The sequence below is a fragment of the Propionimicrobium sp. PCR01-08-3 genome (assembly GCF_030286045.1).
Classification (GTDB): domain Bacteria; phylum Actinomycetota; class Actinomycetes; order Propionibacteriales; family Propionibacteriaceae; genus Brooklawnia.
Genome location: NZ_CP127390.1, coordinates 997,966 through 1,012,554, shown reverse-complemented (window position 1 = coordinate 1,012,554; position 14,589 = coordinate 997,966). Strand labels below are relative to the sequence as shown.

The following is a 14,589-nucleotide window of genomic DNA, read 5'->3' as shown; positions in this document are numbered from 1 at the left end:
CGGGGTAGTCGTGCGTTCACTCATGGGGTCACATCCACGTTGGCTTGGTCGTTCACGGTGCCGGACGACAAGATCGCCTGCTGCCGCTTGGGCATGCCTCTCACCTTGTGACCCTGGCTGGACGCGCCGTCGAAACCCTTGCCGTAATAGGTCTCCAGCCGGTGCTGGCCGACCATCAGAATCGAGGTGATCACGAGATACCAGATCGCTGCCACGATCAACAGCGGCACCGGCAGGAAGTTCTTGTTGCCGATGGCATTCGTGACGAAGGTGATCTCCAGCATGAACGGCACCGCCAGCACCAGCGAGGTGGTCTTCAGCATGGAGATGGTCTCGTTGCCGGTCGGTGGCACGATGACCCGCATGGCCTGCGGAATGATGATCCTTCTGAGCACGGTGCTCTGTTTCATACCGAGCGCGGTGGCAGCCTCCCATTGTCCCTTGTCAACAGAGTTCAACCCGGAGCGGACGATCTCCGACAGGTAGGCGCCCTCGTTGAGGCCGAGCCCGAGGATGGCCGCGACGAAGGCGTTGACCAGATCTTGGGTGTTGAGGGAAAAGAACTCGGGGCCGAACGGCAGCCCGACGCTGATGCGCGGATAGAGCACCGCCAGCAGGCCCCAGAAGACCAGCTGGGTGTAAACGGGTGTGCCGCGGAAGAACCAGATATAGGCCCAGGCCACCCCCCGCAGGATCGGGTTGGTGCCCATCCGCATGATCGCGGTGGCCACCGCCAACACGATGCCGATGACCATCGCCGACACGGTCAGCAGCAGCGTCCATCCGATACCGGCGACCACCCGGGGGTCGAAGAGATACTGCGCGACGACTTCCCAGTGGTAGTTCGGATTCTCGGTCAGGCTGGAAATCAGCCCGAGGATCAAGAACACCACAATGATCGCGCAGATCCACACCCCGGGCCTCGGAACCGGTTTTGCCTGGATCAGGTCCGGTGTCCCAGACGCCGCACGGGTATCAGATGGCTGGCTCATGCTTACCTCTTACGCCTCCGGATTCAGTTCGGCGGTGGTCAGCGCGGCGTCCTCGGTGACACCCCAGTTGGCCAAGATGGCCTGCCAGGTGCCGTCGTCCATCAGCTGCTGCATGGCCTGCTGCATCGCCTCGGTCAACTGCTCGTCATCTTTGGAGACCACGATGCCTTGCGGGGCGGCATCCTGGATGCCGCCGGTGACCTCGAGCTGATCGTTGGTGAGTTTCACCGAGTAGTCGGCGACGGTCGAGTCGGCGAAGAACGCCTCGACCTTGCCACCGATCAGGTTCGTCGTCACATCCGACTGGACGCCATAGCTGAGCACGTCAATGGCTTCCTTGCCCGCGGCGGTGCAGTCGGTGGACATGGTGGCCAGCACCTCTTCCTGGTAGGTGCCGGTTTGCACGCCGATGGAGGCGCCGCACACGTCGTTCGGATCGAAGCCTTGCGGATTGCCCTTCTGCACGGCATATGAGGAGCCGACCATGATGTAGGAGATCATGTTGTAGTTCTCGGTGCGCTCGGGGGTGACGGTGAACGACGAGATGCCGATGTTGTACGTCGATCCGATCCCGGGCATCAGGTTGGCGAACTCTGCGGCGCTGACCTCGGTCTCGACTCCGAGTACCTTGCCGAGCGCCTTTCCGAGGTCGACGTCGTATCCGATGGCGGTCTGCAGGTCTTCGGCGCGGAATTCTGCAGGGGCGTAGTCGATTGCGGCGCCGATCGTCAGCTTGCCGGAGCTCGCGACATCCTCGGGAAGCAGGGCCGCGATGTCGTCCACCTTTTGAATGCTTGAGACGTCGTAGCTCAAATCGTTGTTCTCGGCGCTGGCCGAGCCCTCCGTGGTGGAGCCGCCTCCACCGCAGGCGGTGAGGGCGAGCGTGGCAACAATGCCAAGAGCGGCGATTCGGCGCATGGTATTTCCTCTCAGATGTGGGTGCGGCAATGATTCTAATGGCGTCCCGCTGGGTGAATTACACGCCCCGGTGTCAATTGGATGACAATTGCCTCACTGCACCACCTTGGCTGCCTTGTCGATCACGGACTGCGGGATCTCCACACCCATCCGCTCGGCTGCCTGCAGATTCAACGAGATCTCCAGATCCTGCGCGACCTGGGCCGGAATGTCCCCCGGCTTTCCGCCCTCGGACAGATATCTGGCTGCCATCTCACCGGTCTGGACGCCCTGCGCGTGGTAATCGACCGCCAGCGCCGCCATGGCACCCCGATCGATCGAATCCGGATCCGACACATAGAGCGGCACCTGGCGCTCCTCGGCCACCGCGACCAGCGCCTCGACTCCGGAAATGATGGTGTTGTCGGTGCCGACGAAGTAGGCGTCGACGCCATTGAGCGATTCGGCTCCCTGGCGCACTTCGGATGACGCCGTCACCGTCGATTCTTGGACGCTCAATCCCAGCGCAGGGGCGGCATCGGCCACCATCTGGGCCTGGATCTGCGAGTTCACCTCGCCCGAGGTATAGAGCAGACCGACACTTGCGGCGTCCGGGCTGACCTCTTTGATCAGGTTGAGCTGGTCGTCGATCGGCGGCAGGTCGGAGGTGCCCGTGATCAGGCCGCCGGGCGCGTCGAGTGAATCGATCAGGCCGGCCTCGACCGGGTCGGTGACTCCTGCGAAGAAGAGCGGAGTGTCGGGCAGCGCCTGGGCCAAGGTGATCGCTGTCGGCGTCGCAATGGCCACCACCAGGTCCTTGTCGGCGAAGCTGGAACCGATGTTGGTAAGCGTCACCTGGTCACCGGCGGCGTTCTTGAGGTCGTAGACGACATCCTCGCCCTCCTGGTATCCGGCGTCGGTCATGGCCTCGATGAAGCCGTCCCGCAAGGCATTGAGCGAAGGATGATCCACGATCTGCGCGATGCCGATCTGCAACGGCTGCTGGTCGGGCCCCTCGCCGGAGTCCGAGGACGACGAGCAGCCGGTCAATGCCAGCACGCCTGCCATCAGCAACCCGAATACACGCTTCATTGACCTATCCCACTTCCTGCCGGTTCGAGTGTTCCCGATGTAAGCCATGAGTTGAAAATCACCAACCCGACCCGCAGGGTCACTTTAGCGGACCCCGTCTGACGCAGAACTCCCCGGCAGTGCTTGCGGCCACTGCCGGGGAGTTCTCAGCTCGCAGGCTATTAGCTGCAGCCGGAGGTCGCGCCACACCCCTCGCAGACGTAGCAGCTGCCCGACGGACGCATCTTGGTGCCGCAGGTCAGGCAGAGCGGAGCGTCCACCTCCATGCCCGTGATGGCCTCCATCAGCTCGCTGGTGGTGTGCGGCCGGGCCTCGATCAGGCTGGGCTGCATCGGCCCACCGGCGTCGACCCGGACGTTGTCACCCGCGTCGTTCTTCAGCTGCTCGTAATCGGGCAGTTCACTCTCTTCCTCCTCGCTCAGGTAGCTGCCGGTCTCCACGTAGTGGGCACGCTCGGACGCGGTAAAGATGCCGAGCTCGGCCCGCTCGTCGAACGACAGGTAGTCGAGTGCGAGGCGGCGGAAGATGTAGTCCATAATCGACTGGGCGATCCGGATGTCCGGGTCGTCGGTCATCCCGGCCGGCTCGAACTTCAGGTTGGTGAACTTCTGCACGAAGCTCTCCAGCGGCACGCCGTATTGCAGGCCGATCGACACCGCGATCGAGAACGCGTCCATCACACCCGACAGTGTCGAGCCCTGCTTGCCGAGCTTGAGGAAAACCTCGCCCAGGTGGCCGTCCTCGTAGGCACCCGAGGTCATGTATCCCTCGGCGCCGGCCACCGTGAAACTGGTGGTACGGCCCGAGCGTGACTTCGGCAGGCGCTGACGGCGGGGCCGGTATTCGATGCGCACCTCGGGTTCGGCAGCGGTCTTGTTGGAGTCCGCCAGTTTCTGATCGCTGAGCGGCTGACCGACCTTGCAGTTGTCGCGGTAGACCGCGATTGCCTTCAGACCGAGCCGCCAGCCTTCCATGTAGACATCGGCGATGTCCTCGACGGTTGCCGACTCGGGCAGGTTCACGGTCTTGCTGATCGCCCCGGACAAGAAAGGCTGCACCGCTGCCATCATGCGCACGTGCCCCATCGGCTTGATGGCCCGCACGCCCATGGCGGTGTCGAAGACCTCGTAGTGCTCGGGCTTGAGCCCCGGGGCGTCCACCACATTGCCGTGCTCGCTGATGAAGGCGACGATCGCTTCGATCTGCTCATCGCCGTAGCCGAGATTGCGCAGCGCCTTCGGCACCGTGTTGTTCACGATCTGCATCGAGGATCCGCCGACCAGCTTCTTGAACTTGACCAGCGAGAAGTCCGGCTCGATGCCGGTGGTGTCGCAGTCCATCATGAAGCCGATGGTCCCGGTGGGCGCCAACAGGGACGCCTGGGCATTGCGGAAGCCGTTGCGCTCCCCCAGTTCGACAACCTGATCCCACTGCCGGCCCGCAGCACTGCGCAGACCCGCGTCGATCTCGTGCAAGGTACGCAGGTCATCGTTCGCGCTGCGGTGCTTGCGCATCACACGCTTGTGAGCGTCCGCATTGCGCGCATATCCGGCATACGTGCCGACCACGCCGGCCAGTTCGGCGCTGCGCCGGTAGGCGGCCGCGGTCATCAGCGAGGTGATCGCCGCGGCAAGTGAGCGTCCGCCCTCGGAGTCGTATCCTTTGCCGAGGGCCATCAGCAGCGCGCCGAGATTGGCGTAGCCGATGCCCAGCTGACGGTAGTCGCGGGTGGTCTTGGTGATGGCTTCGGTCGGGAAGTCGGCGAAGACGATCGAGATGTCCATCGCGGTGATGATCAGCTCGACGGCCTTGATGAACTTCTCGATATCGAAGGTGTCGTCGCCGCGCAGGAACTTCATCAGGTTGAGGCTCGCCAGGTTGCACGACGAGTTGTCGAGGCTCATGTACTCCGAGCACGGGTTGGACGCGGTGATGCGCCCGGACTCCGGGTTGGTGTGCCAATCGTTGATGGTGTCGTCGTACTGCAGGCCGGGATCGGCGCATTCCCAGGCAGCCTGGGCGATCTTGCCGAACAGTTCTCGCGCGTCCACTTCTTCCAGGACCTCGCCGGTCATCCGGCCGCGCAGACCGAACTTGGTTCCGTCGGTGACGGCCTGCATGAATTCGTCGCTGACCCGCACCGAGTTATTGGCGTTCTGGTATTGCACCGAGGTGATGTCTTTGCCGCCCAGATCCATGTCGAATCCGGCGTCACGCAGCGCGCGGATCTTGTTCTCCTCACGGGCCTTGGTCTCGACGAATTCCTCGATATCGGGGTGATCGACGTCGAGGACGACCATCTTCGCCGCCCGGCGGGTCGCGCCGCCCGACTTGATGGTCCCCGCCGAAGCGTCGGCGCCTCGCATGAAGCTGACCGGGCCGGACGCGGTGCCTCCCGAGGAGCGCAGCAGTTCTTTGGACGAACGGATCCGCGACAGGTTCAGGCCGGCGCCCGACCCGCCTTTGAAGATCATGCCTTCTTCGCGGTACCAGTTCAGGATCGACTCCATCGAGTCGTCGACCGAGAGGATGAAACAGGCGCTGACCTGCTGGGGCGCGTCGGTGCCGACATTGAACCAGACCGGGGAGTTGAAGCTGAAGTACTGGTTCAGCAGCAGCCAGGTCAGTTCTTCGCCGAAGATCTGGGCGTCGCGTTCGGTGGCGAAATAGCCGTTCTCCCACCCGGTCATCCGATACTTGTTCACCACCCGATCGATCAAGGTCTTGAGGCTGGCCTCACGCTTCGGGGTGCCCAGGGCACCGCGGAAGTACTTGGTGGTGACGATCGTGGAGGCGTTCAGGCTCCACGAGGTGGGAAACTCGACATCGCGCTGTTCGAAGACCACCTCGCCGGTCTTCCAGTTGGTCTGCACGACATCGCGCTTCTCCCAGGTGACCTCGTCATAGGGATGCACGCCCTCGGTGGTGAAGACCCGCTCGATCGTCAAACCACGTGCGTGCGCGGCCTCACGCGTGTCGTCATAGAGAGTGTCGGTCACAGCTGTCTCCTGTTACTGGTGGTTGTTCTTGTTGAAGCTTTTTGGTCCGGGCTCTCGGGAACCAGGTACCCAGGATCCGGAGCGGAGGTTCCGGTGCCGGTGGGCGCCGGGATCTATGAAATTTGTATTCATGTGAGGTCATCTGCCGGTGAACTCAGTTGTTGTCGGGTCTTGCCGGTGGTTCGCTGCTGCTGGACTTTGCCGTTGAGGTTCTGCCCGGGCGGTGCCACCGCGAACGGGCCTGTGCTGACGAAGTTCAGTGTGCCCCGACGGTCTGACATTTTTCTGTGGTCTGCCCGGCGGCATCCGTCTCGGGATCTGCTGATGTCGCGCCCTGCTGGTCGGCTTCACTCACCTCACGCATCTTGTCGATCTCGGTGACGAAATCCTCGACACTGTTGTAGTGCTTGTAGACCGAGGCGAATCTCAGGTAGGCGACCGCATCCAGTTCGCTGAGCGGACCGAGAATGGCGACGCCCACGTCTTCGGTCGGGACTTCCGCCTGACCGGACGCCCGAATGGCCTCCTCGACTCGCTGACCGAGTTTCGCCAGCTGCTCCTCGGTGACCGGACGACCGGTGCAGGCCTTGCGGACACCCGAGATCACTTTCTCACGATTGAACGGTTCGACTACTCCCGATTTCTTGACCACGACCAACTGGGTCTGCTCGATGGTGGTGAACCGTCTTCCGCACGCCTGGCACTGACGACGGCGCCTGATGCTGGTGCCGTCCTCGGAAACCCGGGAATCAAGCACCCGAGAGTCGCAATTGCGACAATATGGGCAGTGCACGTCGACTCCTCAACATCTCGGTAGCGTCTAGCTCTATAGATCTCTCGTTACCGGACAACCACAACTTGTGGGCAAATCACGCTCGGGTAACTACTAGATATGGACACAGTACACCGATCAGCCACTGGATCAAGTCACCGGCGCGTCGCCGCCGGCCGCGCAGATCCGGCTGATAGCCCGGCACTTCACCGGGCCCTCGGACCTCCCGATCCACCCCGTGTCACGCTGCAAAGCTCACCGATCAGGCCGGCGTCAACGGCCACAAATGACGCTGCATCGAGCGGCCAGTCACCTTGGATTTCAGTCATCTCGCCGCCCGCAAGGCGTCCCAGCCGGCCCGTGTTTAGCTTGCGGCGAACAGTCGCCGTGAAGGTCAACTCATGACGTTGCGGACGATCATGAACACCACCGCAATGAAGCCGACAAGCACATAGACCTTGTTCTGGGTGACCGGCCGAAAACGACCAGGCGGCCGCAAGCTCGGGCCTCCCAAAAGCTCGATCGTCCATGCCAGAGCAGCGAGCGCGAGCACTGGCACCGCAATCACAATCATCGCGTTATAACCCCAAGCCGCACGCACATCCGCGGTGAGCAAAGCCCCGGCGGCACGGGTCGCTCCGCACAATGGGCACTGAATACCGGTCCACGTCAACAGCGGACAGGGCAGGCCGATATCGAAGAACACATGCGCTACGGCGATCAGCAATCCCACCCCGGAAAACCCGAGCAGCGCGCTCAGGGCGCGGCCCGGCGAAAAGGCACGTGGCGCGGCGACGGCAGTTGGCATGTGCCCATTATCCGACCAGGAGACGCACGCTAAACCCTTGGGACGCATAGGATCATGGACGTTACGCAATCCGATTGGAGGCAGCTGTGAGCAACGAGTACTGGGGTCGCCCCACCGATGACCCTGGCCAAGATGCCGCAAATGGCGACGCAAACGGCCAGGCCACCCCGCAAACTCCGGCCGACCCACAACAACCTCAAGGCGAGCAGCCCGTCTATGGCGCTCCTGCCTACGAGCCCCCCGCTGCCGAGCAGCCGTCAGGCGAATCCTCGACTCCCGGCGGTGAAAACACGACCTCCGCCTCGTCTGCCCCTGAAGATCAGCCGGGCTACGGGCAGCAGCCCTATCAGACCGGCGGCGGTTACGGGCAGCCGGCGTCCGATTCGTCCTCGGACGCGCCGTCGTCCTACGGGCCATCAAGCGACAACTCATCCGCCCCGGCCTACAGGCAGCAGGACAATTCCGGCTTCGGTCAATCGCCCTACGGCCAGCCATCCGGGCCTGCCGAGCAGAATCAGTCCTCGTTCTACGGACAATCCGGCGACTCAGGATATGGACAGCAATCCTCCTATGGTCAGTCCGACTCGAGTTACGGCCAGTCCGGATCGGGATACGGGCAGTCGGGTTCACATTACGGTCAGTCTGACGCGGACGGCCAGGGACAGCCCTCGAACTATGGACAGTCGTCGAACTACGGCGAGCCTGCGGGCTACGGGCAGTCCAGCGAATCATCGGCTCAGCCACCGTACGGTGATCCGAACTCGTCAGGCTCGGGCAATTCTGCCGGCGACTACGGTCAGCAGTCGTTCTATGGCCAAGATTCATCCTCCGGTCAGCAACCCGGATACGGGCAGGACGCGAACTCCTCATCATCTGACCCCTACGGTCAGCAATCGAACTCCTCATCGTCTGACCCGTACGGCGGACAGGCCGGATATGGGCAGGACGCATCGTCATCGTCGAACCCGTACGGCCAGCAGCCCGGGTACGGACAATCTCAGCAGCCGTCGTCCGACCCCTATGGCCAGCAATCCGGATACGGGCAGTCCCAACAGCCGTCGTCCGACCCCTATGGAGGGGCCTCCGGCAACTATGGCCAGCCCACGGATTCCTATGCCCAGCCGAGCGATCCCTACGGCCAGCAAGGCGGCTATGGCCAGCCCACAGATCCGTACGCGCAGCAGGCCGGCGGCTACGGGCAGCCGACCTACGGCGGCAGTCTCTATGGGCCGGTAGGCGGCGCTGCGCCGCTGGCGTCGTGGGGCAAGCGAGCCCTTGGCGCGCTGATCGATTACGTGCTGCCCGGCATCGTCATCAGCATCATCGCCTCGTTCTTTACCGATTCCTACGGCGATATGTCGGCGGTCGGCACCATCATTTACTATGTGCTGGTCTTTGGCTGGCTCGGTTACAACATCGGCTATGTCGGCGGCAAGACGGGCGTCACCTGGGGACGCAAGATCGCCAAGACCCGGCTGGTCTCGGCCACCACGGGCCAGCCGATCGGTCCCGGCATGTCGCTGCTACGCTTCCTCGCGCACTTCGTCGACTCCCTCATCTGCTACGTCGGTTGGCTCTTCCCGCTGTGGGACGCCAAGCGTCAGACTCTCGCCGACAAGATGATCAGCACCGTCGTCGTCGACGAATCGATGACCGCACCGCAGCCGGGCCACTACGGTCAGCCCCAGCAGCCGTACGGTTACTGATCCGGTCACAGGTCCAGGACCTACACGCCGCATAGACCAATCGGAGGGGTGGATTCAGCTGAATCCACCCCTCCGATTATTCGTGTCACCTGACCACGCGCCATCCATCGGTTCCCGCGCCGCACATCGAACCCGACAAGGGTCAAAGCCCCGGCGGGCGAATTCTCCTCCCGCATCGGCCGAGAACCCACTTACGACCCATTCGCCGATTGGCCGTCAGGCTCGGCCGCCGGAATTCGCCTTCGCCATGCTCGACCCACCTCGTCGAACACAAACTGCACGATGACGTAAAACCCTCGGCCCTCAGACCAGGCCCAAGGCCAGGTACTGGGAAACAATCATCCACGCACCGAGCACGACCGCCAAGGCAAACCCGATCATCACCGCTGCCAGGCCACGATCGCTTAGAGTCAGACCGGCTCGCCCGGACGCCGGCTGTCGCTGCTCGGCTTCGCGCACGAGCGTGCGGGAAACCGGCGTAATCGAATACGGGGCACCGGCCAAAGGCCGGGCCGGCTGCCTCGGGCCAGACTCACGGGACGGCACATAGCGCATCTGTGCGCATGGACGGTCGCCATCGGCCACCAGCTTCAGGCGCCTCGGTCGGGTTGGTGAACCCGCGGCAAAACCGGCGCTGGCTTGACCATCTATCAGAACGCTCATCTTTCACTCTCCATTCGTCCGGCCATCCGCCGTAACCAATAGGATCGAATGCTTGTTCGACTCCGAGCCTAACAGCCCGGCTCTCATCGTTCAAGAGTTCGAATGACGATCTATTCGTCGCCTCAGTTGTCGCGAGCGAACAGCGACCCAGCAACCGCATCCACCCCGCGAAACCTCTTGGCGACTATCCAAACAGGACGCTCTGACATTTTCCGACACGCTCGAACAAATGTTTGAATCCGGCTCATTGATGTCTTAACGTTGTCTCATGATCACAGTGAGGCGTACACCCGCCGTCCCTCGCCGTGCCGGCCGGCCGTCGAAGGCCGACATCGCCCGCGACCTGGGAATCGACGATGTCAACAATCTGCGAGACCGTTCCGAAGACAGTCTGGGGCTGACTCCCAGACAGCGTCACATCTTGGCATTCATTCAGGAGACCGTGGAGGCCCGCAGCTATCCGCCGAGCATTCGCGAGATCGGGGAGGCAGTCGGGCTGACCAGCTCCTCCAGCGTTTCCCACCAGCTGAAGGTGCTCGAATCAAAGGGCTACCTCAAGCGCGACCCCAATCGTCCGCGCGCTCTCGAAGTGACCGCCCCGGCCACCGAAGACCCCGACGAGAACGAGACCCTGGAGGTCACCGAGCACTCCACCACGGCGGTTGCGGTGCCGCTGGTCGGCGCCATCGCGGCCGGAGCGCCGATCCTCGCCGAGGAGCACGTCGAAGATGTGTTGCCGCTGCCCCGCGATCTGGTCGGACAAGGCACGCTCTTCTCTTTGAGGGTGCGTGGTGATTCGATGATCAACGCGGCGATCTGTGACGGCGACCTTGTGATCGTCCGCCAGCAGCCGACGGCAGACAATGGCGACATCGTCGCCGCGCTGCTCGACGGCGAAGCCACGGTGAAGACCTTCCGGCGCACCCCGAAGCAGATCTGGCTGATGCCGCATAATCCGGCCTACGATCCGATCGACGGCAATAATGCCACCGTGCTGGGCAAGGTCGTGGCGGTGTTGCGGCGGATCTGAGCCTCGCAGCCGTACCTGTCGGGTTCACAGGTTGCCGGCCCATACCAGGACCGGCGCCCGAGAGCCTATTCGAAAATTCGTGTTGTCGGCCGGGCGGGTGAGCCCGGCGGCTATCGACGCCAACGGCAGTGGTCTGTCGAGCAGAGGTATCAGCGGTTCAATCGCTGTAATGCCTGCACCGCCACCTCGGAATCGGTGGTCGTCCAAAACGGCGGCAGCGATGCCTTCAAGAAACTGCCATAGCGTGCCTTGGCGAGCCTGGGATCAAGCACAGCCACCACTCCCCTGTCAGTGGACGAGCGGATCAAGCGTCCGGCACCTTGAGCGAGCAATAGCGCCGCGTGGCTTGCCGCCACCTGCATGAAGCCGTTCCCGCCGGCCTTGGTCACCGCCTGCTGCCTGGCCTGCATCAACGGATCATCCGGACGCGGGAACGGGATCTTGTCGATCACCACCAGCCGGCAGGCATCTCCGGGCACATCGATGCCTTGCCACAACGACATGGTGCCCACCAGCACCGAATGCTCGTCGGTGATAAAGGTGCGGGTGAGTTCGCTGAGATTCGCCTGGCCCTGGCACATCACTTTCAACGCCGGAAGGGCGTCTCGCAGATGATCGGCGGCCGCTTCGGCGGAGCGTTGAGAGGCGAACAGGCCCAGAGTCCGCCCGTCCGCGGCCCAGATCAATTCGGCGAGCTCGGTCAGCGCGGCCGAGCCGATGCCATCGCGTCCGGGGTTCGGCAGACTCGAGGCGATATACAAGATCCCCTGCTTGCGGTATTCGAACGGAGAACCGACATCGATGGCCCGCCAATTGCCTGCATCGCCGGCCTCGTCGGTGAGTTCGATACGATCGGCGCGCCGTAATCCCACGCTGCCGGCCGTCGACTCGAACGCTCCTCCGAGGGTCAAGGTCGCCGACGTGAGCACGGTCGAATGGTCTTCCAGCACCTTCTCGCGCATCAGCCCGGCCACCGACAGCGGAGCCACGTTGAGCTGGCGTCCGAAACGTTCATGCGCACTCAGGTAGACCACGTCGTACTCGTCCAGCTTCGCGATGCGTTCGGCTATCTCGAAGACCTCTTTCATCGCGGACGCCGCCTGCTGCTGTTCGGGCTCTGCTGCATCGCCCGAAGTGGGCGCCAAGCCGGACACCGCCCGGCGGCTGACCTCTCGCACCACAGCGGACGCCTGGATGGCCGGCGAATCAGGGTCGGTGATGCGCCCGGGCTCGACCTCGGCCAAGGCCTGCGTAAAGGTGTCGGCGACCTCGAGCAGTTCGGTCGCCAAATCATCGTCCAGCCAGCTGCCGGCGCGTTTGGCGGTTCGCTCGATGAGCTGCCCCGACAGCTCGCTGCTCGCCGCACCGGTCACGCGGCTCACCAGCTCATGGGCCTCGTCAACGATCACCGGCCCGAACTCCGGAAGCGCCGTCCCACCATGCATCGCGTTGATCGCCAGCAACGCATGGTTGGTGATCACCAGGTCGGCCTGCCGCGCCCTCGCGCGGGACTCTTCGACGAAGCACTCGGCCCCATACGGGCACGCATTCGCACCCAAGCATTCGCGCACCGGCACCGAGACCTGAGCCCACGACCTGGGCGAATGGCTGGGCGCATCGTCGCGATCGGCGAGGCCGCCGGACTTCGCCTGGTCATCCGCCCATTCGCGCAGTGCCACCACCTCGGCGCCGAGTGCCGAGGTGGCATCGGTTCCGGCTTCGTTGATGGCGCCGACGAGTTCGGCACCGCCGAGCAGGGAATCCTGTTCCCCACCCAGCTGGTCGCGGATCTTCAACAGACAGACGTAATTCGAGCGTCCCTTGACGATCTGGGTGCGGGGCTCGCGTCCCAGTACGGACGCCACGGCGCGCGCCGCCACCGGGATGTCCTTGTGAGCCAGCTGAGCCTGCAACGCCAACGTCGCGGTAGCCACCAGCGCAGTCTTCTTGGACTGCACCGCCCAGATCATCGACGGAATGAGGTAGCTGAGCGACTTGCCGGTGCCGGTGCCTGCCTGCGCCAACAGGTGCACCTCGTCGCCCAACGCATGCGCGACCTGAGAGGTCATCTCCTGCTGGCCCTGCCTGGTGGCCCCACCGAGAGCATGAACGGCGGCTTCGAGCGCCGCCAGTGATTTCTCCTCCAGATCGTCACTCACCGGTGGGCTCGCCGGTTCGCTCAAACGGTTCCAGCTGGGCCGCCAGATCCGGATAGACACGGGCGGTCAGCAACGTGCCGCCGGCCTGGTGCTCGAGATGATCCAGCTCCGCCTCGCGGTGGACGCGATCGACCAGGTCTCCGCGATCCCAGGGCACCAGCGCGGTCACCTTGGTCTGCGGAATCGGCAACCGGTCCTCGACGGCCGTCCGCAGGGCGTCCACGCCCTCACCTGTCCTGGCGGACACGGCGACAGCCCCCGGATAGCGGTTTTTCAGTACTGCGACCGTGTCGGGGTCGGCCCGGTCGATCTTGTTGATGACCAGCAGCTCGGGACGCTCGGCAGCGCCTATCTCGCCCAGCACCTTGTGCACGGCGTCCACCTGGCCGACCGGGTCCGGATCCGATCCGTCCACGACATGTACCAGCAGGTCGGCGTCGACCGTCTCTTCGAGGGTCGAACGAAAGGCTTCCACCAGGTCGGTGGGCAGATGCCGGACGAAGCCGACGGTATCGGTCAGCGTAAAGACCCGGCCATCGGAGGTGGTGGTGCGCCGGGTCGTCGGATCCAACGTGGCGAACAAAGCATTTTCGACCAGCACGCCGGCGTTGGTCAGCCGGTTCAGCAGGGAGGATTTGCCCGCATTGGTGTAGCCGACGATCGCCACCGACGGCACGCGATGCCGCTGCCGGTCGGCCCTTTTGATCGCCCGGGTGCTCTCCATGTCCTTCAGGTTGTGCCGCAAAATTGAGATGCGGTGGCCGATCCGGCGCCGGTCGGTTTCGATCTTGGTCTCGCCAGGTCCGCGTCCACCGATTCCGGCACCGCCCGAGGCACGGCCGCCGACCTGCCTGCTCAAATTGCCGCCCCACCCGCGCAACCGTTGCTTGAGGTAGTTCAGCTGGGCCAGCTCCACTTGGGCTTTGCCCTCCACGCTCTTGGCGTGCTGAGCGAAGATGTCGAGGATCAGAGCGGTGCGGTCGACGACCTTCACTCCGATACGGTCCTCCAGGGTACGCAACTGAGCCGGGCTCAGTTCACCGTCGCAGATCACCGTATCCGCGCCGGTTGCCTGGACGGCTTCGCGGACTTCTTCGACTTTTCCGCGTCCGACATAGGTTGCGGGGTCGGGTCGCGGCCGCCGCTGCACCAGGCCGTCCAAGACCTCGGAACCGGCGGTCTCGGCCAGGGCCTTCAACTCGAACATCGCATTGTCGGCATCTTGCTGGGTGCCGCTCGTCCACACGCTGACCAGCACCACTCTCTCCAGGCGCAGCCTACGGTATTCGACCTCGCTGACGTCTTCGAGTTCGGTGGACAGCCCGGCTATGCGCCGCAACGAGTGTCGCTGGGCGCGATCAAGTTCCCCCTCGGAAATGTCGTCGTCCGAGTAGTCGTCATTGAGTTCCGGCTCGTCCCACTCGGTGAGTTGATCATCCAGCTTGTCGTCGAACATCATCGGTTCTTCAGT

The 14,589-nt window shown here is 63.7% G+C and carries 11 protein-coding genes; 2 read left to right on the top strand and 9 right to left on the bottom strand.

What is annotated here, in order from left to right; translation table 11 throughout:
• Positions 1–20 precede the first annotated feature (20 nt).
• The 6 genes from QQ658_RS04715 to QQ658_RS04690 all read right to left on the bottom strand — a co-directional run bounded on the left by QQ658_RS04715 (position 21) and on the right by QQ658_RS04690 (position 7,560).
• Positions 21–992 (bottom strand): amino acid ABC transporter permease, encoded by a 972-nt coding sequence (locus QQ658_RS04715; RefSeq protein WP_502928932.1) that lies wholly within the window; start codon positions 990–992, stop codon positions 21–23.
• Between the two features lie 9 nt (positions 993–1,001).
• The gene (locus tag QQ658_RS04710) at positions 1,002–1,910 is read right to left on the bottom strand and encodes an ABC transporter substrate-binding protein (protein WP_286026513.1); all 909 of its coding nucleotides are present in this window, start codon (positions 1,908–1,910) and stop codon (positions 1,002–1,004) included.
• Positions 1,911–2,003: 93 nt separating this feature from the next.
• A complete protein-coding gene (locus QQ658_RS04705; protein ID WP_286026512.1) occupies positions 2,004–2,981 on the bottom strand; it encodes an ABC transporter substrate-binding protein in 978 nt (325 codons plus the stop codon).
• Between the two features lie 161 nt (positions 2,982–3,142).
• Positions 3,143–5,980, bottom strand: coding sequence for a vitamin B12-dependent ribonucleotide reductase (locus tag QQ658_RS04700; RefSeq protein WP_286026511.1), 2,838 nt, complete (start codon positions 5,978–5,980; stop codon positions 3,143–3,145).
• 256 nt (positions 5,981–6,236) lie between these two features.
• Positions 6,237–6,773, bottom strand: a complete 537-nt coding sequence (gene nrdR / locus QQ658_RS04695) for a transcriptional regulator NrdR (RefSeq protein WP_286026510.1) — start codon at positions 6,771–6,773, stop codon at positions 6,237–6,239.
• A 373-nt stretch (positions 6,774–7,146) separates the two neighbouring features.
• Positions 7,147–7,560, bottom strand: coding sequence for a DUF2752 domain-containing protein (locus QQ658_RS04690; protein WP_286026509.1), 414 nt, complete (start codon positions 7,558–7,560; stop codon positions 7,147–7,149).
• An 86-nt stretch (positions 7,561–7,646) separates the two neighbouring features.
• Between QQ658_RS04690 and QQ658_RS04685 the strand changes: the two genes are divergently transcribed.
• Positions 7,647–9,266, top strand: coding sequence for an RDD family protein (locus QQ658_RS04685; RefSeq protein WP_286026508.1), 1,620 nt, complete (start codon positions 7,647–7,649; stop codon positions 9,264–9,266).
• 303 nt (positions 9,267–9,569) lie between these two features.
• Here the strand turns inward: QQ658_RS04685 and QQ658_RS04680 are convergent, their stop codons facing one another.
• Complete coding sequence (locus QQ658_RS04680) at positions 9,570–9,929, bottom strand: hypothetical protein (protein ID WP_286026507.1); 360 nt, start codon at positions 9,927–9,929, stop codon at positions 9,570–9,572.
• 268 nt (positions 9,930–10,197) lie between these two features.
• Between QQ658_RS04680 and lexA the strand changes: the two genes are divergently transcribed.
• On the top strand, positions 10,198–10,959 hold the full coding sequence (lexA, locus tag QQ658_RS04675; protein ID WP_286026506.1) for a transcriptional repressor LexA: 762 nt from the start codon (positions 10,198–10,200) through the stop codon (positions 10,957–10,959).
• 149 nt (positions 10,960–11,108) lie between these two features.
• On the opposite strand, the gene QQ658_RS04670 is transcribed toward lexA, so the two are convergent.
• Together QQ658_RS04670 and hflX are read right to left on the bottom strand one after the other, a co-directional pair.
• Positions 11,109–13,028 (bottom strand): ATP-dependent DNA helicase, encoded by a 1,920-nt coding sequence (locus QQ658_RS04670; RefSeq protein ID WP_502928947.1) that lies wholly within the window; start codon positions 13,026–13,028, stop codon positions 11,109–11,111.
• An 82-nt stretch (positions 13,029–13,110) separates the two neighbouring features.
• Complete coding sequence (gene hflX / locus QQ658_RS04665; protein ID WP_502928946.1) at positions 13,111–14,574, bottom strand: GTPase HflX; 1,464 nt, start codon at positions 14,572–14,574, stop codon at positions 13,111–13,113.
• Positions 14,575–14,589 lie beyond the last annotated feature (15 nt).